Annotated in this window: 20 protein-coding genes; 5 read left to right on the forward strand and 15 right to left on the reverse strand. The window is 45.8% G+C overall.

What is annotated here, in order from left to right; genetic code table 11:
* Positions 1–125: 125 nt before the first annotated feature.
* Entirely contained in the window at positions 126–1,154 is a 1,029-nt protein-coding gene (locus ACRD7A_RS10005; protein ID WP_430811713.1) for a radical SAM/SPASM domain-containing protein, read from the reverse strand.
* A complete protein-coding gene (locus ACRD7A_RS10010; protein WP_430811714.1) occupies positions 1,141–2,160 on the reverse strand; it encodes an OmpA family protein in 1,020 nt (339 codons plus the stop codon). The genes ACRD7A_RS10005 and ACRD7A_RS10010 overlap by 14 nt, the downstream gene beginning before the upstream one ends.
* A 301-nt stretch (positions 2,161–2,461) precedes the next feature.
* Here ACRD7A_RS10010 and dxs point away from each other — a divergent pair, with 301 nt between their 5' ends.
* Complete coding sequence (dxs, locus tag ACRD7A_RS10015) at positions 2,462–4,366, forward strand: 1-deoxy-D-xylulose-5-phosphate synthase (protein WP_430811715.1); 1,905 nt, start codon at positions 2,462–2,464, stop codon at positions 4,364–4,366.
* A gap of 476 nt (positions 4,367–4,842) precedes the next feature.
* Positions 4,843–5,280, forward strand: a complete 438-nt coding sequence (locus ACRD7A_RS10020; RefSeq protein WP_430811716.1) for a hypothetical protein — start codon at positions 4,843–4,845, stop codon at positions 5,278–5,280.
* Between the two features lie 314 nt (positions 5,281–5,594).
* Here ACRD7A_RS10020 and alaS read toward each other — a convergent pair whose 3' ends face one another.
* Positions 5,595–8,231, reverse strand: coding sequence for an alanine--tRNA ligase (gene alaS / locus ACRD7A_RS10025; RefSeq protein WP_430811717.1), 2,637 nt, complete (start codon positions 8,229–8,231; stop codon positions 5,595–5,597).
* Positions 8,232–8,354: 123 nt separating this feature from the next.
* Here alaS and ACRD7A_RS10030 point away from each other — a divergent pair, with 123 nt between their 5' ends.
* Complete coding sequence (locus ACRD7A_RS10030) at positions 8,355–9,329, forward strand: M23 family metallopeptidase (RefSeq protein ID WP_430811718.1); 975 nt, start codon at positions 8,355–8,357, stop codon at positions 9,327–9,329.
* Positions 9,330–9,499: 170 nt separating this feature from the next.
* Here ACRD7A_RS10030 and ACRD7A_RS10035 read toward each other — a convergent pair whose 3' ends face one another.
* Together ACRD7A_RS10035 and ACRD7A_RS10040 are read right to left on the reverse strand one after the other, a co-directional pair.
* Positions 9,500–10,606, reverse strand: coding sequence for a C1 family peptidase (locus ACRD7A_RS10035; RefSeq protein WP_430811719.1), 1,107 nt, complete (start codon positions 10,604–10,606; stop codon positions 9,500–9,502).
* Between the two features lie 170 nt (positions 10,607–10,776).
* The gene (locus ACRD7A_RS10040; protein WP_430811720.1) at positions 10,777–12,174 is read right to left on the reverse strand and encodes an aminopeptidase P family protein; all 1,398 of its coding nucleotides are present in this window, start codon (positions 12,172–12,174) and stop codon (positions 10,777–10,779) included.
* 1,046 nt (positions 12,175–13,220) lie between these two features.
* On the opposite strand from ACRD7A_RS10040, the gene hutU reads away from it, so the two are divergent.
* Positions 13,221–15,230, forward strand: coding sequence for a urocanate hydratase (gene hutU, locus ACRD7A_RS10045; protein WP_430811721.1), 2,010 nt, complete (start codon positions 13,221–13,223; stop codon positions 15,228–15,230).
* Between the two features lie 410 nt (positions 15,231–15,640).
* Here hutU and ACRD7A_RS10050 read toward each other — a convergent pair whose 3' ends face one another.
* The 5 genes from ACRD7A_RS10050 to ACRD7A_RS10070 all read right to left on the reverse strand — a co-directional run bounded on the left by ACRD7A_RS10050 (position 15,641) and on the right by ACRD7A_RS10070 (position 21,287).
* Positions 15,641–17,179 carry a T9SS type A sorting domain-containing protein gene (locus ACRD7A_RS10050; RefSeq protein WP_430811722.1) on the reverse strand — a complete coding sequence of 513 codons (1,539 nt, stop codon included), beginning with the start codon at positions 17,177–17,179 and terminating at the stop codon, positions 15,641–15,643.
* Between the two features lie 376 nt (positions 17,180–17,555).
* Positions 17,556–18,983, reverse strand: coding sequence for a hypothetical protein (locus ACRD7A_RS10055; protein WP_430811723.1), 1,428 nt, complete (start codon positions 18,981–18,983; stop codon positions 17,556–17,558).
* A 90-nt stretch (positions 18,984–19,073) separates the two neighbouring features.
* The gene (locus tag ACRD7A_RS10060) at positions 19,074–19,838 is read right to left on the reverse strand and encodes a zinc ribbon domain-containing protein (RefSeq protein WP_430811724.1); all 765 of its coding nucleotides are present in this window, start codon (positions 19,836–19,838) and stop codon (positions 19,074–19,076) included.
* A 4-nt stretch (positions 19,839–19,842) separates the two neighbouring features.
* On the reverse strand, positions 19,843–20,937 hold the full coding sequence (locus tag ACRD7A_RS10065; protein ID WP_430811725.1) for a Nif3-like dinuclear metal center hexameric protein: 1,095 nt from the start codon (positions 20,935–20,937) through the stop codon (positions 19,843–19,845).
* 11 nt (positions 20,938–20,948) lie between these two features.
* On the reverse strand, positions 20,949–21,287 hold the full coding sequence (locus ACRD7A_RS10070; RefSeq protein ID WP_430811726.1) for a MerR family transcriptional regulator: 339 nt from the start codon (positions 21,285–21,287) through the stop codon (positions 20,949–20,951).
* Positions 21,288–21,608: 321 nt separating this feature from the next.
* Between ACRD7A_RS10070 and ACRD7A_RS10075 the strand changes: the two genes are divergently transcribed.
* A complete protein-coding gene (locus ACRD7A_RS10075) occupies positions 21,609–22,727 on the forward strand; it encodes a CapA family protein (protein ID WP_430811727.1) in 1,119 nt (372 codons plus the stop codon).
* A gap of 67 nt (positions 22,728–22,794) precedes the next feature.
* Here ACRD7A_RS10075 and ACRD7A_RS10080 read toward each other — a convergent pair whose 3' ends face one another.
* From ACRD7A_RS10080 to ACRD7A_RS10100, 5 genes are all read right to left on the reverse strand, one after another.
* On the reverse strand, positions 22,795–24,222 hold the full coding sequence (locus ACRD7A_RS10080; protein ID WP_430811728.1) for a sodium:solute symporter: 1,428 nt from the start codon (positions 24,220–24,222) through the stop codon (positions 22,795–22,797).
* 147 nt (positions 24,223–24,369) lie between these two features.
* Positions 24,370–24,756, reverse strand: coding sequence for a hypothetical protein (locus tag ACRD7A_RS10085; protein ID WP_430811729.1), 387 nt, complete (start codon positions 24,754–24,756; stop codon positions 24,370–24,372).
* A gap of 98 nt (positions 24,757–24,854) precedes the next feature.
* Positions 24,855–25,886 (reverse strand): ACR3 family arsenite efflux transporter, encoded by a 1,032-nt coding sequence (arsB, locus tag ACRD7A_RS10090; RefSeq protein ID WP_430811730.1) that lies wholly within the window; start codon positions 25,884–25,886, stop codon positions 24,855–24,857.
* A 78-nt stretch (positions 25,887–25,964) separates the two neighbouring features.
* On the reverse strand, positions 25,965–26,384 hold the full coding sequence (locus tag ACRD7A_RS10095; RefSeq protein ID WP_430811731.1) for an arsenate reductase ArsC: 420 nt from the start codon (positions 26,382–26,384) through the stop codon (positions 25,965–25,967).
* A 19-nt stretch (positions 26,385–26,403) separates the two neighbouring features.
* Complete coding sequence (locus ACRD7A_RS10100; RefSeq protein WP_430811732.1) at positions 26,404–26,742, reverse strand: ArsR/SmtB family transcription factor; 339 nt, start codon at positions 26,740–26,742, stop codon at positions 26,404–26,406.
* Positions 26,743–26,864 lie beyond the last annotated feature (122 nt).

Raw genomic sequence — 26,864 nt, forward strand, 5'->3', positions numbered from 1 at the left:
AAAGTTAAATAAATATAATATTTAAGCTATTTATTTTGATGAAATTTTGCCCTGCCTTTTATCAATGACTGTCAGGGCCTGACAAACCTTGATTTTGGCATGCGTAGCGGCAGAAGAAGGGGCAATCAGAATAAGTGGGCACCTTCCGGACAGTTGCGACACATCGTAATCTTATGTCGATCATTAAGCACTTGTTGTTTAAATGCTATGCTCCTAGGGCTAAACCATAGCGAATGAAGCGTTTGGTGTTGAAGATTGCCAAAACTGTGTTCCGCATCCTTATCATAACAGCAAGGTGCTAAGCGACCATCCCAGGTTAGGGTGATGGCATGCCATTGACGCCAGCAGCGGTTGTGGGTGGCTTGTTTCATAATATGCTCTTTGGTATCGGCATAGCGGCTGTATCGGCTATTAGTAGGTGCTTGCAGGGTGCCAAATTCATTTAGTTGTGCCGTTTTTATCTCTAGCTTATCAACCCTTAGGGTGCGCGCCAGTTTTTTTATGGCACCTAGCTCATGCTCGTTATGTCTGAATACCAGAAACTGCATGACAACAATGGGGTAGGGTGTGCGCGCCGCTTGTCGTGCCCGTATCACATCAATAATACTTTGTTTAACACGATTCAGTTTTCCACCAATGCGGTATAGTTCATAGCTTTCCTGCGATGCGCCATCTACGGAAAAAATAAGCCGGGTGAGGCGCCCTTCCACCAGCTGACGTGCATTTTCTTTGGTGATGTAGTGCCCGTTGGTTGAGGTGGAAGTGTAAAGTGCATAGCACGAGGCTTCTTTAATCATCTGTCCAATATGCGGATGCATAAAAGGTTCACCCTGCACATACAGGTTCAGGTACATCAGCCGGGGTGCCAATTGTTTCAGGGCATGTCGGTAGTCTTGTAGATCCATCATACCTCTTGGGCGCTTGAGTAGGCCGGTACCCGTGGGGCATTCAGGGCAGTGCAGATTGCAAATACTGGTGGGCTCTATGGCAAAGGCCATGGGGCTTCCGCGCAATACCACCCTTTGTGTAACGAGGCTGTAGAGGTAAGATAGCACCAACTTCGCCGCATTAACGATGCGACGAAGCTTTAGAGTGCGAAGGATTGCCCAGGCCTCCAACAGCCATGTTCTTATGACTCGCCTAAGGCTTAACATTTAGTATTTCAAATACTTCTACCCAACGGGGTGTCAGAATGATTTCGGTGCGTCTGTTCTTCTGTAGTGCCATGGCATCGTTGCCCGTCATGAGGGGCAGGTACTCGCTGCGACCTGCCGCAATAACGCGACTGGCATCAATTTGGCTGTTATTAAGGAGGATGCGCACCACTGAGGTGGCTCTTTTTACGCTCAGATCCCAGTTGTCTTTCAAGGCGCCTTGTCCGTTGTAGGGTACTTTATCGGTGTGCCCCTCCACTAGTATGTCAATATCGGTATGTCGTTCCAGTACGCCGGCAATTTTTTTAAGGGCGTTAACTCCTTGCTGGTTCACTTCGTAACGTCCCGATTGAAAAAGTAGCTTTTCTTCCAACGATACATATAACTTGCCGTCTTTAGTGTGTACCTGTAGCTCATCATCGGCAAAACCGATAAGGGCATCACTGATGGTTCTTTTCAGGTTTTGCATGGCATCATCTTTCTGAGTGAGTAGCTGCTCTAACTCAATGAGACGTTTTTTTTGTGCGTCGAGGGTGGCTTGTGCTTGCGACAGCTCAGATCGTGCCTTTTCCAGGCTTTCTTTCTTGTCATCGAGGGCTTGTTCTGCAGCTATCAGTTCATCTTCGCGTTTCTGCAAATCATTTTGCAGTGCTTGCAGATGCTCCAGTAATCGTCGGTTATCAACATCGTTCGATGAGGCATTTTTTAGGTTTTGAAGTGCCTCGGAATAGCGGGTATTCATGTCATTATAGCGTTGCTGCAGCCGTCTAAGTTCTTTGTCTAATGATGCGGTCTCTTTCTCAAGTGCGGATACCTTATCGCTCATGCGTTTTAGTTTGGCACTTAGTTCTTTGTTTTGAACGCTCAGGCTATTGTTTTCACGGCTGGTTTTGTTGGCTTCCGCTTTCAGTGTTTCATTTTCTGCTTCCAGTGATTGGTATTGCTTTAACGGGACACAGGCCGCCATCAGGGCAAGGGCTAATAAGCTATATAAGACATTTTTCATATGATAGTATTTTCTTTCAATTGCCATATGGAACCCCCAATAAAGTTGATCATCCACTTGTGTGTTAGTTTAGATAATCAAATTGGCATGGTCGTTTCATATTGTATCGCTTAATTTTATTTCAAAGATTGAAAAAAAAGCTGGATCAACAATGCCCTAGTTCCTTATGAAATGCGAAGGGTTCCCGTGTCCCTTCAGAAAATCAAATTCGTGCGTACTTATAAGGTCATTCTTATTATCTTTGCTTCGTTTTTAGATTGTACGAAATACATAATTTTAATCAGCTCATAGAGTTACCAATATGAACGAAGGGTCAAGCCGCTTGTTGGACAAAATCAATTCGCCTGCCGATCTAAAAAAGGTAGAGGCCGAGCTATTGCCACAGGTCTGCGATGAACTTAGAGAATTTATTATTGACGCTTTGTCTTGTAACCCGGGTCATTTTGGCGCGAGTTTGGGTGTGGTTGAACTATCGGTGGCGTTGCATTATGTTTTTGATTCACCGGTGGATAAAATTATTTGGGATGTGGGGCATCAGGCCTACGGTCATAAGATACTGACCGGTCGGCGTGATGTGTTTCATACCAACCGTAAATTTAAAGGCATCAGTGGGTTTCCCAATATTTTCGAGAGCGAGTACGATGCATTTGGAGTAGGGCACTCATCCACCTCTATCTCGGCAGGCCTTGGAATGGCCGCCGCTGCCACGCTCAATAAGGATAAGGATAAGCACGTAGTGGCCGTAATTGGCGATGGCGCTATGACGGCTGGCATGGCCTTTGAAGGCCTGAACAATATGTCGTCGCTGAAATCCAATATGCTGGTGATACTCAATGACAACAATATGGCCATTGATCCGGCCGTGGGCGGTTTCAGCGAATACCTGGTTGACATTGCTACCTCGCAAACCTATAATAAGTTGCGCAGTGAAGCTTTTAAGGTGCTGGAAAAGATGAAGTTGACGGGTCCTCGTTCTAAGGAGATGATTACCAAGCTGAATAACTCGCTTAAAAACCTGCTGACCAAGCAGACCAATATATTCGAAGGACTTAATATTCGTTATTTCGGCCCGGTTGACGGGCACGATATAGATCACTTGCGCAAGGTACTGAGTGACCTGAAAGAACTGCCGGGGCCAAAGGTGTTGCATGTAATTACCAAGAAAGGTAAGGGCTTTAAGCTGGCCGAAGAAAATCAAACCGCCTGGCATGCTGTGGGCGATCGCTTTGATAAGATAACGGGGCAGAGTCTGAAGGTGAAATCATCGGTTCCCAAGCCACCTAAGTTTCAGGATGTGTTTGGGAATACCATTGTTGAGCTGGCTGAGAAGAATGATAAGATAGTTGGAATAACACCGGCTATGCCATCGGGATGTAGTCTGAATATTATGATGGAGAAGATGCCCGATCGAGCTTTTGATGTGGGGATTGCCGAGCAGCATGCGGTAACGTTTTCAGCCGGCCTGGCCATGGAAGGATATACGCCATTCTGTAATATCTACTCCTCGTTTATGCAACGTGCCTACGATCAGGTGATACATGATGTGGCGCTGCAAAACCTGAATGTGGTATTTTGCCTCGACCGTGGTGGATTGGTGGGCGCCGACGGAGCTACCCATCATGGCGCTTATGATCTTTCCTACATGCGAGGCATCCCAAATATGACGGTGGCATCGCCCATGGATGAGGAAGAGCTGCGCCACCTGATGTTTACGGCGCAACTGCCCGATCAAGGTCCTTTTACAATCCGTTATCCGCGGGGTAATGGCTCGCTTATCGACTGGCAGCGCCCCATGAAGGAAATACCTGTGGGAACAGGGCGTCAGCTTAAAGAAGGTGATGACCTTGCCATTATCACCATTGGTCCCATTGGACTTAAGGCGGCGCAGGTAATCGCTAAGAAGGAGCAGGAAGGACTGTCTATTGCCCATTACGATCTGCGTTTTGTGAAGCCATTGGATGAAAACTTGCTACATGCTGTTTTTCAGAAGCACAACAAGGTAATTACCATCGAGGATGGTACCATTGTGGGTGGCATGGGAAGTGCCGTGCTGGAGTTTATGGCCGATCAGGGTTATGCAGCGCGGATCAAACGCCTGGGAATCCCTGATAAATACATTGAACATGGCACGCAAACCGAATTATACGGCGTTTGTGGTTTCGATAAGGAAGGCATTGAAAGAGCCATTGGGGAAATAATGAGATAATTGAATCATAGGTAAAAATAAGCGAGTTAATTGCAAATTAAAAACCTTCCTATAGAATAGAAAGGTTTTGTCGTAATGACATGATCTGAACCTGCAACCCCTTCGTCCCGAGCAAAGTATCCCGCTATTTTTACGTGGCTATATTCTATGTAGTACGTATAACTGATTATTTTACTGCAATTGGCTCGCTTCTTACTAGGTTTATACCGGTAAAATAGGTTTTGATTATCTCTGTGCGATAATCTATGTATTTTTTAAATATTTTTTTATCCCCCTCTACCTTCGTAAAGTAATTAAAACCAAGTCGATATTAGGTTTCGGTATATTGTACTATAATAAATGATTATGAGTAATGATCAGTATCATATTTCTATTCGTAAATACAAGCTTAATTCGTGCTGAAGATATTCAATTTTAATTATTATCATGCTGATAAATAATTTATGAGCATATTTATTATTCTAACTTATTAAAACATGAAAAAGTTAAGTCTGGCAGTAATTGTCATGAGCAGTTTGGTTTTACAATCTTGTGCAACATTATTTGGAGGAGCAAAGTATAATGCTCATTATGAAGTAGAGAATCGACCTAATGCAAAAATTTACGTAAATGATCATAAAGTTTCTGATACCGGAGAAGCTACCACGCTAGAAGCGAGAAATAGATCAGTTTACGTTGAAGTTGTAGATGGTGATTGTAAGGTTAAAAAGGAGTATATGAACGAGCTGAGAGTTGGTTGGTTAATCTCTGATATTGTGATAACTGGTGTTGTACCCTTGGTTGTTGATTTTGCAACAGGTTCTATGTATCGGCCTGTTGAGGGAAGAGGTGTTCAAAAACTTGGTACAGATGATTTCAAATATGTTATCAATATCGATGATGAATGTCCATTAGAAGAGACTGCAAAACAATAAGAATGGCAGTTTTGAATCAATAGCTTGTTTATCAAAGGCATTTAAACTTTTATGCGTAAATTATTAAATGGTCTGTTATCATAGGTTGATGCTATTTTTTGATAAATAAGAAAGCAAAAATGTAAAAAAAGCCACGTGATTAGCGTGGCTTTTTTTAATTAGCATATATCTTTATTGTCGATAGTATTTTTCAACACTGCTATGTGCAAAGGAGTTCTCGAGTATAAATACTATAATGTTCTTCCAGGGGAGTTATTGATTGAAAAAAAAAGCCCGCCATTGGCGAGCTTTTAGATATTTTATATGCGTATAAACTAGCTATCCAACGTATTCTTTACGATGGCCACAGCCTCTTCAATGGCTACATCAAGGCCGGCCAGGTTTTTTCCACCGGCTGTAGCAAAGAAGGGTTGCCCACCTCCGCCACCTTGCATCTTTTTGGCAGCCTCGCGAACGATAGTACCGGCATTCAGTCCTTTTTCTTTTACCAAGGCATCCGAAACCAGAATGGCCAGTTGGGGCTTACCATTGACATCGGCGCCCAGCACAGCTACTACATCATCCAACTCTTGTTTTATCTGAAAGGCCAGATCCTTCAATGAGTTTGCCAGCATAGGTTTCACACGCGTGGCAATGATTTTGATGCCGCCATGTTCTTTAGCGCTGTCTATCAGGTCACGTTTCTCGATGGCCATCATATTTTTCAGCATGCCATCCGTTTGGGCGCTTAGCTTGCTGTTTTCGCTCATCAGGTTCTCGATATTCTTCTTCAGGTTGGCCGGGTTTTTAAACATCTCGCCCAGCTCCTTCAATAGCGCTGATTGTTGATTGATAAACTCCTCAGCTTTTTCACCAGTCACAGCTTCGATACGGCGTATTCCTGCGGCAATCGATGATTCGCCGATGATTTTGAAAAATCCCATCTGACCCGTGGCCTTTACGTGTGTACCACCACACAGCTCTACTGAAGAGCCAAATTTGATGGCGCGCACCAGGTCACCGTACTTCTCACCAAAAAGCGCCATGGCACCCATCTTTAATGCCTCGGCATGGGGTATATCGCGCATTTCTTCTATCGTTATGTTTTGGCGGATCCGTTGGTTAACCAGTTTCTCCACCTGAGCAATCTCTTCACTGCTCACTTTTTGAAAATGTGAGAAGTCGAAGCGCAGATAATCAGGATGTACCAGCGATCCTTTCTGTTCCACATGCTCGCCCAGCACCTCGCGCAAGGCCTCGTGCATCAGGTGGGTGGCAGTGTGGTTATTGGCAGTGTTCTGGCGCGCTGTTTTGTTAACAACGGCCTTGAAGCTACCATTGAGTTCGGCGGGTAATTTCTTCGTCAGGTGTACAATAAGGTTATTCTCCTTCTTGGTATCGATGATAGAAACCTTGTCATCGCCCTTTTGAATATATCCGCTGTCGCCTACCTGGCCACCACTCTCGGCATAGAAAGGTGTGATGTTAAATACGAGCTGATACAGCTCTTTATTCTTTTGTTTGATCTTGCGGTAGCGTGTTATAAATATTTCTGCCTCCAGGTAGTCGTAGCCGATGAACTCCTCGTGATCATCGTGTTGCAGTTCTACCCAATCATCGGTTTCAATGGCTGAGGCATTGCGGGCGCGGTCCTTTTGTTTCTGCATCTCGCCCTCAAACTCACGGCGGTTAACCACCAGGTCGTTCTCTTTAAGTATCAGCTCTGTCAGGTCCAGCGGGAAGCCAAAAGTGTCGTATAGCTCAAATGCCACAGCACCGCTTACCACCTTGTAGTCCTTGGCTTTTGTTTCGGCAATAATCTTATCCAACATGCTGATGCCGGTGGCCAGAGTGCGCAGGAAAGACTCTTCCTCTTCCTTGATCACTTTTTCTATCAGTGTCTGCTGTGCTTTTAACTCCGGATAAGCCTCGCCCATGGTGTTAATTAGCACGGGCACCAGCTGATGCACGAAAGCTTCTTTACAGTTTAAAAAAGTGTAGCTGTAACGCACGGCACGGCGTAGAATGCGACGTATTACATATCCTGCTTTGTTGTTTGATGGCAGCTGACCATCGGTGATAGAGAAGGCAATGGTACGCACGTGGTCGGCTACTACACGCATGGCGATATCGGTCTCTTCCTTTTTGCCATATTCGAAGCCCGATAGCTCACCAATTTTTTTAATGATGGGTGTAAACACATCGCTGTCGTAGTTGGATGATTTACCCTGAATAACACGCACCAGACGTTCAAATCCCATGCCCGTATCAACGTGTTTGTTGGGCAGTGGCACAAGCTCGCCGTTGGCCATGCGGTTAAACTGTATAAATACCAGGTTCCATATCTCAATCACCTGATCGTGATCCATGTTTACCAATGACTTGCCATCTACCTTGGCACGCTCGTCGTCGGGTCGCATGTCAATGTGTATTTCCGAGCAGGGGCCACAGGGTCCAGTCTCGCCCATCTCCCAGAAATTATCTTTTTTATTACCGTTGATGATGCGGTCTTCGGCAATCCAGGCCCTCCAGGCTTTGGCAGCTTCATCATCACGCCCCACGTTATCTTCCTGGCTGCCTTCAAATACGGTAACGTAAAGGCGGTCTTTATCAATCTTAAGCACCGAGGTGAGGTATTCCCAGGCCCAGGCAATGGCTTCTTCTTTAAAATAATCGCCAAAGGACCAGTTACCCAGCATCTCAAACATTGTATGGTGATAGGTGTCATGCCCTACCTCTTCAAGGTCGTTGTGCTTACCCGATACCCGCAGACATTTTTGTGAGTTGGTAACACGCTTGCTGTCAGGATTGTTATTTCCTAAGAATATATCTTTAAACTGGTTCATGCCGGCATTGGTAAACATCAATGTCGGGTCGTTTTTTATTACCATTGGAGCCGACGAAACCACTTTGTGCTGTTTCGAATTAAAAAAATCAAGAAAGCTTTTTCTCACTTCAGACGCCGTCATCATATTGCCTAGTTTTGTATTTTCGGAGTTATGTAAATAAAAAATGCCTTGCAAAGTTAGATTATTTAAGTAATTTTGGCTCGATTAGTGCCCAAATTTTCGAATTAAAAGTAAAACATCCGGACTATGTCAAAAGTTAAGTATCGTTATAATCCAGAAACGCTTAGCTACGATAAAATAAATAAAGGTTTTAAATACTATATCTCCCGAGCATCCATTTATTTTTTGTTTGTTCTACTGGTGGGTATGCTTACATACCTCATTTATCCATACGTTTTTAAGAGTCCTCTTGAGAAACGTCTGGAGCGGGAGAATCAGCAGTTACTATCGCAGTACGACATAATGAATAAGAAGCTGGATCAGCTGGAGTTAGTGCTGGAGGACATTGAGCTGCGCGATGAGAATATTTATCGTACCATCTTTCAGGCAGATAGCATCCCCAATAGTATCCGTCGCGCCGGTTTCGGTGGTGTTAATCGTTATCGTCATCTTGAAGACATGGACAATGCCTCCCTGGTTATTTCAACGGCCAAGCGACTCGATGTGGTGATGAAGCAGCTTTATGTACAATCCACTTCTTTTGATGAGGTTATTAATCTGGCCATGCGCAAAGAGGAAATGCTGCGCTGTACACCGGCCATTATGCCCATTGCCAATAAGGATCTTAAACGTACAGCATCCGGATGGGGCTGGCGCATTCACCCTATCTACAAGGTGAAGAAATTCCACGAAGGGATGGATTTCTCAGCACCTAAGGGCACCGATATTTATGCAACGGCCGATGGTGTGGTGTCGAAAATAACACGACAAAAAACCGGTTATGGTAACCGCATCGAGATTGATCATGGCTTTGGATACACAACACTCTACGCTCACCTTACTAAATTTAATGTGCGCAAGGGGCAGCGTGTTAATCGGGGCGATGTAATTGGCTTTGTAGGTAACACAGGAGGTAGTACGGCGCCACACCTGCATTACGAAGTGCATGTGAAAGGTCGTAAAGTAAACCCGCAGCATTATTATTTCCAGGAGGACCTAACGGCTGAGCAGTATGATAAGATGATTCAGATTGCCTCCAACTCTAATCAGACCTTCGATTAAGATGAATAGTTTGGGAATTTAATGCCCATGAACAAAATAAAAAAGCCCTACAGTTGTGGGGCTTTTCTTATTTTTATTCGATTGAGAAACTGTGTTTTCAAAAGAGAAAAGTAATTACTATCCCTGCGCTGTAGCATTGCACTCAAGCGCAACGGGAAGATCGATTTCACTTATTCAAGATTTAGTTTCTTTTTGATCGATTTAGGTATGGCATCTTTATGCACCATGATGGCCACGGTGTGCAAACGCATGTAGCTCTCCGACATGTAAAGGTAACCTTCATAGCCGCCGCGTTCAGTGCCCCAGCTGTTCTTTGTTTTGTAATAAGGCGTTCCGTTTTGGTCTTTGCTCAGGCCGGTGATGTGCATCAGGTGGTCGTCGGTTGATTGCCATGATAGAAAAGCATCCTGACGATCTTCGGCAGTGATCACTTTCTCTTTCTGAGGCGCGAATCCCTTTTCTGTATCCATTGGTACCAGTGCAGCCCCCAGCTTATGAGAGAAAAACTTTTCGCTCACATCGCCATCCCACACAAAGGAATAGCCTTGGGCCAGTGCATTGTTCATAACGGCCATTAGCTCATCCAACGGCAGGTTGTAGTAGTGGTCATCGCTCCAGTTGTCGGGTACCTCCAGGTTAAAAGGCTTATAGTAGGGGTGGTGCATATACGAGGTAAGCTCCACATAATCATCCGCCTCGATGTTCATGCTTTGGGCATATTCCTCAGGCGATTTGCTTTCTATATGATTGGGCAGTGGTCCCATGTAAATATCGAGTATGGCTTCCTGTACCGCATACCATTGGGGCGATGGGCTGGCTTTGCGTCCCTTGATATAGTTATCGAGCAAGGCTTTTTGAGTGCTTGCCAGTTCGCTGTGATTATGGGGTTTGTTGGTGTCGGGGCGCCCAGGATAGGCCGCTTCGGTGGCAATACCATGCTGGCGTACCACATTGATGACATCGTGTGCCTGACCGCCTTGACTGAAATTGCCTTTCCCATGTGCCATCACATACAGGCGCGCTTTTTCAGGGTAGACATGGCGAACGAAATACATCTCTGACAGATCGACTTGAGGACCTCCCTGTCGTATAATCTCTGTTTCGAGAAAGGAGGTGGTGGCGTAGGACCAGCAGGTGCCGGTCTGATCCTGACTTTTAACAGGGGTGGTCTCAAGGTTGTGTACCGGTGTAAATTTAAGGCTGCTCTTTGCCTCCTCTTGTGCTGCTGCGCCCAGACAAAGACCTGCTGCCAAAAGTATTAAAGGTATTCTTTTCATGGTCTATTTTTAAAATTCGTCCAAGTGAGGTAGTCAGTAGAAGGCTACTACTGACCACCATTTTATTATCTGGCAAATGCTTAATTATTTGAATATATAAGCATTGAAGTATAATTCTCTTGTGGTGTGTGAATCGGGTGTATGTCATGCTCCCAACTCATTACTCACCTCTATTTTAGCCCCTCACGCACGGTGGCTTCCACATCATCAACGCTGATGGGGATGCGTTCGCCCAGTATGCGACAACCCGTATCGGTTACCAGTATATCATCTTCCAGACGAATGCCGCCAAAGTCTTTGTAGCTCTCCACCTTGTCGTAGTTGATAAAGTCTTTGTGTTTCTTTTCGGCTTTCCAGGTGTCGATCAGCGCTGGTATGAAATAGACGCCCGGCTCGTTGGTAACACAGAAGCCCGGTTGTAGTGTACGGCCTAATCGAAGCGCTGAGAGGCCAAACTGTGTGCTGCGCTCCATCTCATCCATGTAACCCACCAGGGTATCGTTATAATCCTCCATGTCGTGTACGTCGAGCCCAATCATGTGCCCCAGGCCGTGCGGGAAGAAGAGGGCATGGGCACCGGCAGCAACGGCTGCGTCCACATCACCTTTCATTAGCCCTAAGTCTTTAAGGCCGGCGGCAATAACACGTGCTGCCACCAGGTGTGCTTCTTTGTATGTATGGCCTGGCTTGGTGGCTTCGCGACTGATGTTATTGGCATCCAGCACAATCTGATAGATCTCTTTTTGGCGTTGCGAGAAAGTACCACCCACGGGCGATGTACGTGTGTGATCCGTAGCGTAATGCAATGGTGATTCACTACCGCCATCAACCAATAGGAGGTCACCGGTTTTTAGTATGTTGCCATGGTTGTGGTTATGCAAGGTCTCACCCCGTCGGCTACAGATGATGGGGAAAGATACCATGCCGCCTCCGCTCATGGAGATGCCCTCCATAGCGCCTGTGATGGCTTGCTCCGAGGCACCCTCCTGTGCCATACGCATGGCTGTGGTATGCATTTGATAGGCTACGGCCATCTGGCGCTCCAGCTCTTCTACTTCGCAGGCTTCCTTTACGGAACGTAGCTCAATGCAGGCCTTGGTAAGCTCCAGCGAGGTTTTATCAGCCACTTCGTTATGGCGACAACCCAGCAGGTCGGCCAGCCACATAATGTTCTCACCACGATAGGGCGGGTTGAAATGGATAGGGCGTTTCGACTTTAAGGCAGCGGCAACCATCTTCTCCAGGTCGGACATGGGGCGCGTGTTAGCCACACCTACGGAAGCAGCCTTCTCGGCCATGGTGGGTTGGGGTCCCATCCAAATAATATGACCCAATGTAAGGTCGTCACCAAAGAGGTACTCGGTGTCGTTATCTAAATCGATGATGGCGGCATGATCCTGTAAGTCGAGGCCAAAGAAATACAGAAAGGTACTGTCCTGACGGAAATGATACACATTGTCCTTGTAGTTCATGGGTACATCGCGGTTACCCAGCATCAGTATCAGTCCTGATTCTACTTTTTCGGCCAGGCGTTTACGCCTGTTTATATACGTCTCTTTTGAAAACATAGTGCATTAATTTTTAATAATTGGATTTCAAGATACAGTTTTTAAACGCAAAGGGAAAACGATATTTATCATCTTAGATTGATGAGATGCTTGCTGAGAAGCTATATTTTACCACCTGCTTAAGGCCTGTTTAAAGTTTTCCTGATCCCCATCCCCGCGCCTTTGGCACGGTACTTCCCCTTTTGCTCAGGCAAAAAGGGAAGGGAAAACCCAGTCAGGGTAATTCGTATTTAAAATTCGGCCACGTTGTGCTTGTAAATATTATGTATGGATCATAGGCTCGGCATCTCGTACTTGGCTATTTGTATATAACCCTTTCAGGATTATTGCATTCAAAACCGCGAAGGTGGTTTAATTTGAATAGCCCGGGATGTAATCCTGGGCATATTAGTGGGATATTATTTTGGAATCCTGCCGGGATTCAATCTTCAAATGCGATTACCTTGAAGTCAACGAGGTTTTATCCAGTACACCGAATTCCTGATCCCCATCCCCGTGCCTTTGGCACGGTACTTCCCCTTTTGCTCAGGCAAAAAGGGAAGAGGAAAACCTGGCAGGGTAATTCGTATTTAAAATTCAACCCCACTGTGCTTGTAAATATTATGTATGGATCATAGGCCCGGCACCTCGTACTTGGCTATTCATTTTTAACTCTTTCAGGATTCATTGTATTCAAACCACGAATGTGGTTTAATTTGAATAGCCCGGGATGTGATCCTGGGCATATTAGTGGGATATTATTTTGGAATCCTGCCGGGATTCAATCATTAAATCTGATTTCCTTGCAGTCAACGAGGTTTTATCCAGTATATCGAACTCCTAATCCCCATCCCCACTCCTTTGGCACGGTACTTCCCCTTTTACTCAGGCAAAAAGGGAAGAGGTGATATCAGTGCCTTAAGTAACTTAATAAAACTAAAGTCTGATCGCTAATAGCCAGGGGCTTATTTCCAAAAACTGATTTTGCGCAATTTGTTTTTTGTCATGTAATGAAAATAAATATGCTTGTACTTTCGCTAAAAACAGAACATATAAAAATCGATCAGATGGATACGAAAGCGTTTCAGGCAGCTATTTTAGAGGGGATACCACAAATATTGCCGTTGCCTAAACCCTACGATGGAGGTGTCAACCACGCACCACGGCGTAAGGATATACTCAATGAGGAGGAAAAGAAACTGGCCTTGCGTAATGCACTGCGTTATTTTCCGGCGGAGCATCATGCTACTCTGGCACCTGAGTTTCTGGAAGAGTTAAATACCTATGGTCGAATTTACATGTATCGCCTGCGCCCTGATTATAAGCTAAAGGCGCGTCATTTGGATGAGTTTCCTCACCAATCGCGACAGGCAGCGGCCATCATGCTGATGATACATAATAACCTGGATCATGCCGTGGCTCAGCATCCACACGAGCTGATTACCTATGGTGGCAATGGTGCTGTATTTCAAAATTGGGCGCAGTATCGCCTTTGCATGCAGTACCTGGCCACGATGACCGATGAGCAGACCCTGGTGATGTACTCGGGTCATCCGATGGGACTTTATCCCTCGCATAAAGATGCGCCGCGCGTGGTGGTGACTAACGGTATGATGATACCCAACTATTCTAAACCCGATGACTGGGAGAAATACAATGCGTTGGGTGTTACGCAATATGGCCAGATGACGGCCGGATCGTTTATGTATATCGGTCCGCAGGGTATTGTGCATGGTACTACCATAACAGTGCTCAATGCTGGACGTAAAATATCGGGTGGCAGAAGCGACCTTGCCGGTAAGCTCTTTGTAACAGCCGGACTGGGCGGCATGTCGGGGGCGCAACCCAAGGCGGGTAATATAGCTGGGGTGATCAGCGTTACGGCGGAGGTGAATCCTAAGGCCACACAGACGCGCCACGCACAAGGATGGGTGGATGAGGTGATTGATGATCTGGATGCCCTGGTGAAACGCATAACGCAGGCGAAGGCTGCCAAAGAGGTGGTATCTATCGCCTATCAGGGTAATGTGGTGGATGTGTGGGAACGCCTGGCTGAGGAGGATATCAAGGTGGATCTGGGTTCTGACCAGACTTCGTTGCATAATCCGTGGGCCGGGGGTTATTATCCGGCAGGACTTAGTTTTGAGGAAGCCAATATGATGATGGCTGATGATCCGGCCTTGTTTAAGTCCAAGGTACAGGAGAGTCTGCGTCGTCATGTAACAGCGGTTAATAAATGCTGCAGCAAGGGTATGTATTTTTTTGATTATGGAAATGCCTTCCTGTTGGAGTCGAGCCGTGCCGGAGCCGATATACTTGATGAGAATCAGAAATTCAAATATCCCTCGTACGTTCAGGATATCATGGGACCCATGTGCTTCGACTATGGCTTTGGTCCTTTCCGCTGGGTATGTGCCAGCAACGATCCCGAGGATCTGGCTGTCACCGACCGTATTGCCACCGAGGTGTTGGAGGAGCTGATGCAGGAGTCGCCCGTTGAGATACAGCAGCAGATGGCCGATAACATACTATGGATTAAAGAGGCCGGTAAGAATCAACTGGTGGTGGGTTCGCAGGCGCGCATCCTGTATGCCGATGCGGAAGGACGCATGCGCATAGCTGCGGCCTTCAACAAGGCCATTGCCGGGGGGCGTATCAGCGGACCTGTGGTGCTGGGGCGCGATCATCATGATGTGTCGGGTACCGATAGCCCTTATCGCGAGACTTCCAACATTTACGATGGCTCACAATTTACTGCCGACATGGCCGTACAGAATGTTATTGGAGACGCCTTCCGCGGCGCTACCTGGGTGTCGCTGCACAACGGCGGCGGCGTAGGATGGGGCGAAGTGATCAACGGGGGCTTTGGCATGGTGCTCGATGGTAGCGATGAGGCACATCGTCGACTCACCAATATGCTTTACTGGGATGTGAATAACGGTATCTCGCGCCGTAGCTGGGCGCGTAACGAAGGGGCTGTTTTTGCCATTAAGCGTGCCATGGCCGCTAACCCAAAGCTGAAAGTAACCCTTCCCAATATGGCCGATGATCAACTGATCGAGGGGCTATTTGAGTGATGGAGGATGTTGAGTTGTTACTAAGTGTTGGGAATTGAAATAAAAATTTTCTCGTAAAGAGCGCTAAGAATGAAAAGCCCAAAGAGCGCAGTGTTTTCAAAATAAAGCCGTCTCTTGTAATTCTGCCTTTTAAAGCGGAGGCTGTAGCAAAGGAATGTAGCTTAATAGCCAAACTGCTTTTCCAGCTACGTTCCTTGCTTTGCACAGTGCTGTATTTTTGGGTTAGTGGGCTCGCATCTTGCTTTACATGGCGCTTATTAAGCTGCGATCCCTGGAGGGTAAATGCCTGTGCTACCTTTTCCAAAGTTTTAAACTTTGGAAAAGTTTGAGCACTGCATAAAAAAAGCTGTCCGGCATATTTGTCGGACAGCTTTACTATTGTTTCAACGAAAACTCTTATTCCTTCGGTATTATTTCTTAATGACCTTAAGGGTTTTGGATGTACCATCTACAAAGTCAATCTTCAGTATGTAAAGACCCTTGGCTAAATCGGCAGTGTTAATACGCTTACTGCCCGAAGCATCGCGCTTCACCATTTGTCCTGCCGTATTCACCAATACCGCTTGCTGTATGGCCTTTGTGGTGCTGATAAATAATTCCTTGTTGAAGGGGTTGGGGCTAACTATCACCTTCGCTGTTTCAGCATCTTCAATGCTTGTTGAGGTGTCGTCAACGCCGGAAACATATATTCCTGTAACTTCCCATGTGTTTGTTGTAGTTGCAGAGGATGTGTAAATGAATGCAAAGTAAACATTACCAGACAGCGTACTAATGTCAACTATAGTTCGTTTAAAGTCCCAACTACCAGGCGAAAGTTCATAATTAGGTAGAGTTGTCCATGTGGCAGTGGATGGGTCACCTAAACCATTATAGTCAGTTGAATATTTAACCACTAAATTGTCGAAATAATTGTTTACTGCAGTTTCGAACTCGATTGTTTCGTTTTTCGTATTGTCAAGATTGATAGCTGGTGATATTAACCAATCTTCGTTATCAGCACCTGCGCCATTGATCATGGCAAAAGTAGTACCGCTGTAACTTCCATAAGTCCATACTTCCGCACCGCTAGCAGAAATGGCTTCAAAGCTGCCCAATGTACCGCTACCAAAGTCTTCCCAAAAAACTTCTGTATCGTGTCCGGTAATGGAAAAAGTAGCGTTCGATTCATCATACAAACTTGTATTGTCAGCATCAACAATTCTTACTTTGTAACCATCCCAAGTCCATGCATTTGCCGGTATAGTGAAATCATAAGTGCTATTGACAGCCGGAATATTGTCTGTTATTTTTTCCCAAGACATATCGCTGGTCCATACTTCAAAATAGACATTACTAACGCCAGTGCTATTCCATGCAAGTTGTATTTGTTCACCGGCAGTGTAACTTTCACCACCGTTTGGTGCAGTAACCTCAAGTGTTCCAACGGCTGACCAAAGTTCAAACCCTCCATCTGTTATAAGGTTGGAGCCTCCATTTTCTGTGTATCTTGCATTGTCAACATAGACAGTTGCTGAGTTTCCATTGGCTGCAAAGCCAGGGCTTGAATCATAAAAACGTAATCTGATTTGTGCTGTTGTTGCACCGCTTGGCACTGTGCCTGCATATTCCAAGGTTTGCCAATTGGCATTATCTTCCGAATATATGTTCTGGTAGTCGTTGCCAGAGCTCCAAATGATAACCATTCTTACGCGGCCTGCATCGGTATTGTCCAGTACATCTAGTTTGTATGAAAAGGGTGCATCAGGTGTTACATTAAAAACTTCAGACTCCACATCTTGATTAGATGTACTGGTCCAAGTCACTTTGATGGAAGTATTCCCTTCAGTTTTTTCTACAGTTTCCTTTTCTACCATAATGGAAGAGGTCGCAACAGTCCAGTGTTCCAATTGGGAGTAAGATTCGATAAGGAAAGCAGTGCAAATAATACATAAAAGTAAAATCTTTTTCATAACAATCATTTTAGGTTAAAAGTAAATTAGTAAACAATACAAATATATAACAAAAACAAGTTATAAAAGAAAATGATAAAAACCTAATTGTTAAGTATATATTAAGTTTTTACAGACTGTCGGGTCGCACAGGCGAAGTGCGTGTCTCCTTATTGTATGTAGGGCACGTAGCGTGTAGGGTAGCGCTTATGATAAGCGTTACTGAAGGATGACTGCTTAACTGCATGCGGGTAGAGCGATCAATAAGTTTTTAAGGAAGGGTTCTCGTTCGTAATACGCCAATAAAGAACCGTTCCGTAAATGCATTCTGAACTTTCTTCTGGTAACTAAAGGTGCGATCCTGAAAATACCTTGTTTGTTAATTTTGTGTTATCAACTAAGGGTGCAAGTCGACTATTTTTTGGGCGATACTCTTTTTATAGGCACCCGTATTTAGGGCTTCGGCCTGTTGTAGGTAATGGAGGCAGGCAGTTGTGTTGTGGTAAATGTGCAAGTGTATTTTTGCCGCTTCCAGGGCTGAGTAGGGACCTATGTAGCGGGTGTCATCGCCTGTGAGGGCAATCACCCGGTCGTAATGACTTAGGGCTGTTGCGAAGTGGCTCAACTGTTGTTCTATTTGTGCGCTTCGGTAGTAATGTTCTGCCCGGTAATAGTTGGTGAGTGCATTGGAATTGTTTTGTGTAAGCCGAGTCTGTGCCTGTTGGTAGTATCCTCCATCGTAGAGTAAGCGTGCTTGTAACAGCTTGGGTGGTGTTTGGGCCAGGGACTCAGCCTCTCTTTTTGCCTGTTTGTCGTTGCTTGTGGGTAGCTGTGTGGCCTTCTTAATTCTAGTAATCAAGCTATCGCGCATTGTAGCTTGCTCGTTCAGATGATGCCAGCGGGCACGGCGCAGCAGGGCATCGGTTTGAAAGGATTGGCCCGTATAAAGCTGCGCAAATCGTTTAAGGTCGTGGATGCCGTCTTTGTTTTGTGCATTAAGGAGCAGTCGTCCGCGGGCATAGTGCAGCAGGGGGAAGTACTCAAAGGCAGTAGCCGGGCAGCTGTCGAGTAGGGACAAGCCTTCGTCACCCATGCGGTGGCTAAAGGTGAGCGAGGCCAATACAAAGGTAAGCAGTGGCGACTCCGCAGCATCGGTCTGCCTTATTTGTTCTTGAATAAAGCTTGTATCGGGTTCGCCAAATTTCAGCTGACAATAGTTCAGCAGCACGCGGGCTTCCAGGTATTCCCCCTTGAGTTTGCGGCAAGCTTTGGTATTGTTGCTAAGCAGGGTAAATCCTTTATCGTTATCGCCCTTCATGCCCAATAGCCCGGCCCAAAAGCGGAATTGCCGGGGTATGCGGCTAAATAATACCTCGAAGAGGCCTTTTAGTTTGTTGTATTGAATGGGGTAGGGGCTCTGTTTGATATTGCTAAACTGCCGATGGGCACGGTAAAAGTTGCGTGCACCCTCCGTAAAGGCGCCGAGGCTCCAGTGCAGCAGACTTTGCTGTATCAGCAGCGTGCTGTGCATAAGGGAATAGCGGGGCTTTTCGTTGTACCTTTGTTCAAAGGCATCTAATGCCTTGGTAAATTCAAGTGCAAGGTAATGGTTTTCGCTACCTTGATAAGCAATAAAGAGAGCGTATAAATGCAGGTAGTCCTCCTCAATGCTGTCAGGCTTATTGCTAGGGTCTATTTGCTTTAGCGGCTGTTGATAGATGCTGTATAGCTTATCTTGTCCGGTGTTGGATAAAAAGGGGGTTACCTGTGCCCCAAGGATGCCGTGCAGGCTAAGTAATAGGAGAAGGGTAAGGAGGTGCTTCATACTGTTTATTTGTTATAAAAATAGCAAAAGGCACCAATAAAAACAGCCGGAACGTGTCCGGCTGTTATCAATATTGTTGAAAGTGTATTGCTATTCTTCATCACCAATGGCACTATCCACAAGGATACGACCGCAATACTCGCACACGATAATTTTCTTGCGCGAAGCTATATCCATCTGACGCTGTGGCGGAATTTTGTTGAAGCAACCTCCGCAGGCATCGCGCTCAACGGTTACCACCGCTAATCCATTGCGGGCATTCTTACGGATGCGTTTAAAGGCCACCTGTAAACGCTCGGGTATGATGTTGATAATCTCTTCCGATTTTTTTATCAGGCGTTCTTCTTCAACCTGTGTCTCGCCCACAATCTCTTCCAGCTCTTTCTTCTTGGCATCCAGGTCGGCCTTGCGCTCATCGATAAGTGATTTTGATGAGGCACTCAGCTCTTTTTTATTTTTCAGCTCAGCGGTAAACTCCTTAATGCGCTTTTCGCACAGCTCAATCTCCAGCTTTTGAAACTCAATTTCTTTGGATAAAGAGTCGAACTCGCGGTTGTTGCGCACATTGCCTTGCTGAGCTTCGTATTTTTTGATTAATAAATCAGCTTCTTTAATCTCGTTTTTCTTACTCAGGATGGCGTCATTTAAGTTTTTAACCTCCCCATCAAGGTTACTCATACGAGTTTCAAGCCCCTCAATCTCATCCTCCAAATCCTGAACCTCTAAAGGAAGCTCACCACGAAGGGTGCGAATTTTGTCAATTGATGACTCTACACTTTGAAGGTCGTAAAGTGCCTTTAGGCGCTCTTCTACCGTCATCTCTTGTGCATTTGCTTTAGAATCTGCTTTTGCCATGCTGTTATAAATAATTTACGGGATTCGTATTCACGTTTGATAAATGGACTGCAAAATTAGAGAATTTTTTTGTAAGTATCTCAAAAAAAACTTCTTTAGTGTATTGTTCGCTCTCAAAATGGCCAATATCAGCAATTAAAATCCGGCCTTCGGCATCGGCAAACTGATGGTACTTGAAGTCGCCGGTGATAAATACATCGGCTTGTGCTCCAATGGCCTTTCCCAGCAGGAAACTGCCCGAGCCACCACAGAGGGCCACGCGCCGTATGCGTTTACCCAAGGGTTGGGTATAGCGCACGCAACCCGTTTTAAAGGTTTCTTTTAGTTGATGAAGGAACTCTATTTCATCCATCTCCTGCGGCAAATCGCCCACCATGCCCAGTCCGGTGGTATTCCATTCGTTGGCCAGTGGATACAGGTCATAGGCCACCTCTTCGTAGGGGTGAGCATTTCTTAGGGCTTTTAAAACCGTACTCTTTCGGTAGGCGGGCAGAACAGTTTCAATGCGCGTTTCTTCCTCGCTGTGTATCTCCCCTTTTTGTCCCACAAAAGGCTTTGTGTTGTCTCCGGCACGAAAAGTGCCTTTGCCCTCGAGGTTATAGCTGCATGCATCGTAGTTGCCAATGTGACCGGCACCGGCTGTAAACAGCGCTTTACGCACGTCATCGGCATGATCGGTGGGCACAAAAGTAACCAACTTCAGCAGGCTTTCTTTTTTGGGTGCCAGTATCTTGCAGTTTTCAAGTCCCAGCTTATCCGCCATCTTTCCGCTCACACCGTTTATTACCGAGTCGGCATTGGTGTGTGAAGCATACAGGGCGATGCCTTTTTGTATGGCTTTGATAACAATGCGCTCGGTGGCGCTGTGACCATTAATTTTTTTTAGTCCACCCAGCATAATGGGGTGATGCGACACCACCAGGTTACAGCCTCGCTCAAGGGCTTCGTCAATTACTTCTTCGGTAATGTCCAGGGTGATCAATACTCCCTTAGCTTCGTCCCTGGCATTGCCTACGAGCAGTCCTACATTATCAAAATCTTCTTTGAGCGCTGATGGAGCAAAATGCTCCAATTCGTTTATTATGGTTTGAATTTGCACGTTTACTTCTGTTAGTCAATGTTATCACGTATCTCCACCAATAAGTCGCGTATGTCTTTTAGTTTCGACACCACCTCGAAGTTATTAACGGTATCGTCGTGATTTTCTTTTAGTTTTTTCTGTGCGCCTTTCAGCGTCATGCCTTTTTCTTTCACCAGGTGAAAAATAAGGTGAAAGTTATCCACGTCTTTGGGTGTAAACAGGCGGTTTCCTTTTTTGTTTTTATGGGGTTTGATAATGTCAAACTCCTTCTCCCAAAAGCGGATTAGTGAGGTTTTGACATCAAACATGGCCGCCACTTCACCAATGGAATAGAACAATCTTTCTACTTTTTGTTCTTTGTAAGGCATGATATTTTATTTACTAGCTGGTTACGGAAAAGACGTATTACAATAATAGCGGTATTTTGGCGAAAAGCCAAATGGTGTGGGGCTATTGTGGTGTTGTTGCGTTCATGGTTGTAAATTGTATAATCAATGAAAACGCTAACATCTGTTGAGGCAACCTCAAGTCCTTCACCTAGGGCGTGGTGATGGTGTGCGTCAAACTGCGTAAATAGTAATTACCAACTGGTCTATTGGAGGCTAAATTCGGTCCTCCATGATTTTACCCTTGTGACAATTTACCATCGTGGTTCAAAATTGTATCTTTAACGGCAAAACAATACAGGTATGTTCCGATTATCAATTATCACAATTATATCCATTGTATTTAGCCTTCATTTACGTGCGCAGCATAGCGATGGATTGTCCTTTATTGGTGTGGGCGATATGATGCTGGGCACCCATTTCCCCGAGGAGCACTACCTTCCACCCAACGATGATCCCTGGCCTTTGCTGGAAGCTGTGGTACCTGTATTTGCCAATGCCGATGTGGTGTTTGGTAACCTGGAGGGTGCCTTTCTGGATGAAGGTGAGGTATTTAAGCGTTGCAAAGATCTGAGTAAATGCTATGCCTTTAAAACACCAACCCGTTATGCTCCTGTATTACAACGTGTAGGTTTTGATTTTTTGAGTGTGGCCAATAATCATATCCGCGACTTTGGCCCGGCCGGCCTGATGACAACACGCCGCTTGCTGGATAGCCTGGATATTGCCTTCGCCGGCCTGGTGGACAAGCCTTCAGTGGTGAAGGTGATCAATGGTAAAACCATTGGTATGTGTGCCTTTGCTCCCAATACGGGAACGGCTAAGATCGGCGATGTGGCAGGGGCTGTGCGCATTGTTGAAGCGCTTGAGTCAAGCTGCGATTATGTAATTGTATCTTTTCATGGGGGAGCTGAGGGGAAGGATCATCAGCATGTTACGCGCGAGACAGAAATGTTCTACGGTGAGAATCGTGGTAATGTGTATGCCTTTGCCCATGCGGTTGTAGATGCTGGTGCCGATATGGTTTTTGGTCATGGGCCGCATGTGCCAAGGGCTATCGAAATATACAATAATCGTTTTATCGCTTATAGCCTTAGTAACTTTTGTACCTATAGCCGTTTTAATATTAGCGGCGCCAATGGTCTGTCGCCTGTGGTGCAGATATGGACCAACAGCGACGGCTCTTTTGTGCGGGGCAAGGTGCATGCCTTTCGCCAGCAGCGTGGCCATGGTACCTTTTATGATGCGGGCAAAGCGGTGGTGTATAAAATGCGCGACCTTACCCGAATGGATTTCCCGGAGCTTAACCACCGTCTTGTATTTGATGATGATGGTGATTTTTATATGCCCTTTGAGCAGATTTTGCAGACGCGCGGACTTGATTTGCCTGTCATTACAGTGGCTGTTCCTTCGCTATTATAGCCGGAACAGTACAGAATGCCTGCATGATTTCTTTTCCTGCTTAAATACCAAACAGGAAACTATTGCATTAAGGCTTTCGCTTCCTGATCAGCAAAAGGCCGATGAAGGTGATTAGCCCGTTATATATCAGCTTTTCGAATCCCATGGTGAAATGAGCATCCAGAAAGCCAATGATAATTGGTGAGACCAGTGCGATGAGGGGCACCCAGGCATCGCGCAGCTTCCATTTGGTGAAGAGTCCAAAGGCGTAAAGACCCAACAGTGGTCCGTAAGTATAGCCGGCCAGGTTAAATACCGTGCTGATTACGCTGTCGTTGTTAAAGGCTTTGAAGATAAGAATAACGACGGCTAGCACCAGGCTAAAGGCAATGTGAACACGGAAACGGGTCTTCTTGGCTTTTTCTGCACTTTTCTTTTCCACATTCAGTATGTCCACCGAGAATGAAGTGGTGAGAGAGGTGAGGGCCGAATCAGCACTGGAATAAGCGGCTGCTACCAGCCCCAGCATAAAAAAGATGCCAACGACCTTGGGTAGATAGCCTCCTGTGGCAATGATGGGAAATAAATCGTCGTTGCTGGCCGGTAATGGAATGCCCTGATTGGCGGCAAACATAAACAGCAGCACCCCCAGGCTTAGGAACAAGAGGTTGACGGGCACAAAAGAGAGGCCATACCAGTGCATGTTTTTCTGTGCGTCTTTCAGGTTGCGGCAGGTCAGGTTTTTCTGCATCATATCCTGATCAAGCCCCGTCATTACTATGGTGATAAAAGCGCCGGAAAAGAATTGCTTCACAAAATGCTGTTTCGACGACCAGTCTTCAAACTCAAATACCTGCGACAGGTCACTGCCGGCAACAGCTTTGATCATGCCGCCAAAAGAAAGGTCAAGGGTTCGTGCAACCACCACCACGGTGATGCCCACGCTAAGCAGCATAAATAGGGTTTGTAGGGTATCGGTCCAGATAATGGTTTTGATACCGCCCCTAAAGGTGTAGAGCCAGATGAGTAATATGGTGACCAATACGGTGATTTCAAAAGATATATTGAAGGCATTGAAGACCGTTATTTGCAGTACGTTGGCCATCAGGTAGAGGCGGGCGGCAGCGCCAATGGTGCGCGACAGGAGGAAGAGAGCAGCACCGGATTTATAAGACCAAAAGCCAAAGCGATCTTCCAGGTAAGTATAAATGGAAGTGAGGTTCAGACGGTAGTAAAGGGGGAGTAAGATGTGGGCAATTACCAGATAACCCAGAAAATAACCCATTACCATTTGCATGTAAGTGAGCCCTGTTGAGCCGACCCATCCGGGCACCGAAATAAAGGTAACGCCCGACAGAGAGGCGCCAATCATGCCAATGGACACAATGTACCAGGGAGACTGCTTATTGCCCCTGAAAAAGGTATCGTTATCAGCTTTTTTACTGGTTACAAATGAAATCAGGATGAGTAGGCCGAAGTATCCGCCAATGATAGCTGCAATGTGTGCTGGATTCATCTTATTAAGGATTTGTTCGGCACGAAGATAAAAGATTACCCGGAAAGTTTGTATGACAAAAGTAGGTAATATTAATCAGTGGGGATGTAATTGCTGCGTCATCAAAGCATTTTGATGATTATTTTGGAAGTATTACATGTCATACATCTACAGTCCCCGGCGATCGGCTACAATCATCAGGGCTTCTTCACGAATAATTACGGGCGGGTTAATCTGACGGATCTGCAGGCTCTTAAGCCATCCGGCTACCTCACGCTCTTTCAGGGTAAACAGAATCTCGCGAAACTGTTCAATCTGCTCGTCAGTATAACTTGTGGCAGCACGTCCGGCATAGCTGTCCAGCTCTTCATCCTCGTAATATTCTGCTTTGTCGCTGCTACTTAGTAAGCTGTCGGCTTCGCACACCTCGTGTGCCCCACAGCAATCGTCAGCAATCACCACAGGTTCTTCATCCTGCTCGCCTTCTTTGGACTTTCGGGTAAAAATGAAAGCCACAATTAAGGCTACTACTATAGCTCCCAGTAAGTAAATCATGCTGCAAAAATATAAATAAGTCAGAAGTTATTGGTCAGTAGTCAGTAGTTTAACATTCTTTACCACTGACTACTGACCCTTAATCAACAGTTTATTATTTAATACTTCCATTTGTTAGCCAGGGCTACCAACGAAAGCATAACGGGTACTTCAACCAGCACGCCAACCACGGTTACGAGGGCAGCAGGCGACTGAAGACCGAATAGGGCAATAGCCACCGCCACGGCCAGTTCAAAAAAGTTACTGGCACCAATCATGGCGGCCGGTGAACATACCGCGTGTGGTAATTTTAGCTGGCGACCGCTTATCCAGGCAATAAAAAAGATAAAGTAGGTTTGAATAATCAGAGGCACCGCAATGAGCAGGATGATAAAGGGCTGACTGGTGATGTTATGCCCCTGAAAGGCAAATAAGAGCACCAGTGTGGCCAGTAGGGCAAAGATGCTAAGCGGTTTAAATTTTGGTAAAAAGCTTTCGGTAAACCAGGTCTCTCCGCGCCTGCGAATGAGTGCGCGATTGGTTAGGGTACCGGCCAATAGGGGTACCACCACAAAAATAACCACGCTGCTTACCAGCGTATCATAGGGGATGATCACATTAGTAATGCCGAGCAGTAAACCCACCAAAGGAACAAAGGCCACCAGAATAATCAGGTCGTTAACAGATACCTGCACCAGGGTGTAGTTGGGGTCGCCATTGGTCAGGTACGACCATACAAAGACCATGGCCGTGCAGGGAGCAGCCCCTAAAAGAATAGCACCGGCTATGTATTCCCCGGCCTGCTCCGGTGCAATAAATGCTCCGTATAATTTTGTAAAGAAAACCCAGGCGAAAAAGGCCATGCTGAAGGGTTTAATCAGCCAGTTAACGATCAGTGTCAGGATAATGCCCTTGGGGCGTTTCCCCACATTTTTGATGCTTGAGAAATCGACTTGCAGCATCATGGGGTAAATCATGAGCCACACGAGTAGCGCCACCAGAATATTAACGCCTGCAATTTCAAGGCCGCTGAGGAGGCTTACAGTTTTGCCAAAGAAATGGCCGATTAAAATACCTGCGCTTATACACAGCGCTACCCAAAGGGTGAGATATTTTTCGAAGAAGCCGATTTGTTTCTTTTCTTGTGTCATAACGAAGAATTACAAAGCGAAAAGCCCGATGGTCGCAAAAGGCTATGCATCAGGCTGATCAACGTTTTTAGCTTTACATTATTTTTTAATATTCTCGGTATAAAACTGGAAGAAAGCCTCCTTGATTTCATCGCGAACCCGGTGAAATTCACTCATGATAAATTCTTCGCTTCCCTGGGCATGAGACGGATCATCGAAGCCAATGTGGACACGGTGCTTCACATCGCCTGTAAAGGCCGGGCATGATTCATTGGCACCGCCACAAACGGTGATTACATAGTCCCATTTCTCATTGAGGTATTTATTGACTGAATCGGAAGAATGGCCGCTGATGTCAATACCAATTTCCTGCATCACCTCAACGGCTTTGGCGTTTAACTTACCCGATGCTTCGGTACCGGCTGAATATACTTCGATGTTTTTATCAAATGACTGTAAAAAGCCATGGGCCATTTGGCTGCGGCAGCTATTGCCGGTGCATAAAATTAAAACTCTCATTGTGTTGTTTATTAATCTATTAACATTTGTTTTGTTGAAGGGGCAACTCGTTTAGGCAATTGCAGAAGCTAAGGCCTTGTGCCTGAAGTTGCTCTATGCCTTTGGGATTGAGGCAATAGTTGGTTTTTGCTCCGCATGTAGTGCCCTTAATAAGACCGGCTTTCTTTAGTTCGGTGAGGTGTTGCTTAATGGTTGTGCGGCTTAGGGGTATAATTTCCGACAGATCGCCTGAGTAGCAGGTATTGCGTGCGCCTAAAAACTGAAGTATTTGCAGGCGCGCCGGGTGACCCAGGGCTTTAAACAGTTGGGCCAGATCCTGCAATTGATCTTCAAAAAGTTCTGTTTTGGCTTGTGACATGCTTTTAATTTTGACGTAAAAATACGTCAAATCAAAATGACGTAAAAATACGTCGCGTTAATTTTTCGTTAATAAAAAAAGGGAAGCCAACGCTTCCCTCATCTTTATACTTTTTTGATCTG

The sequence above is a fragment of the Carboxylicivirga longa genome, assembly GCF_050589825.1.
In the GTDB taxonomy this organism is placed as follows: Bacteria; Bacteroidota; Bacteroidia; order Bacteroidales; family Marinilabiliaceae; genus Carboxylicivirga; species Carboxylicivirga longa.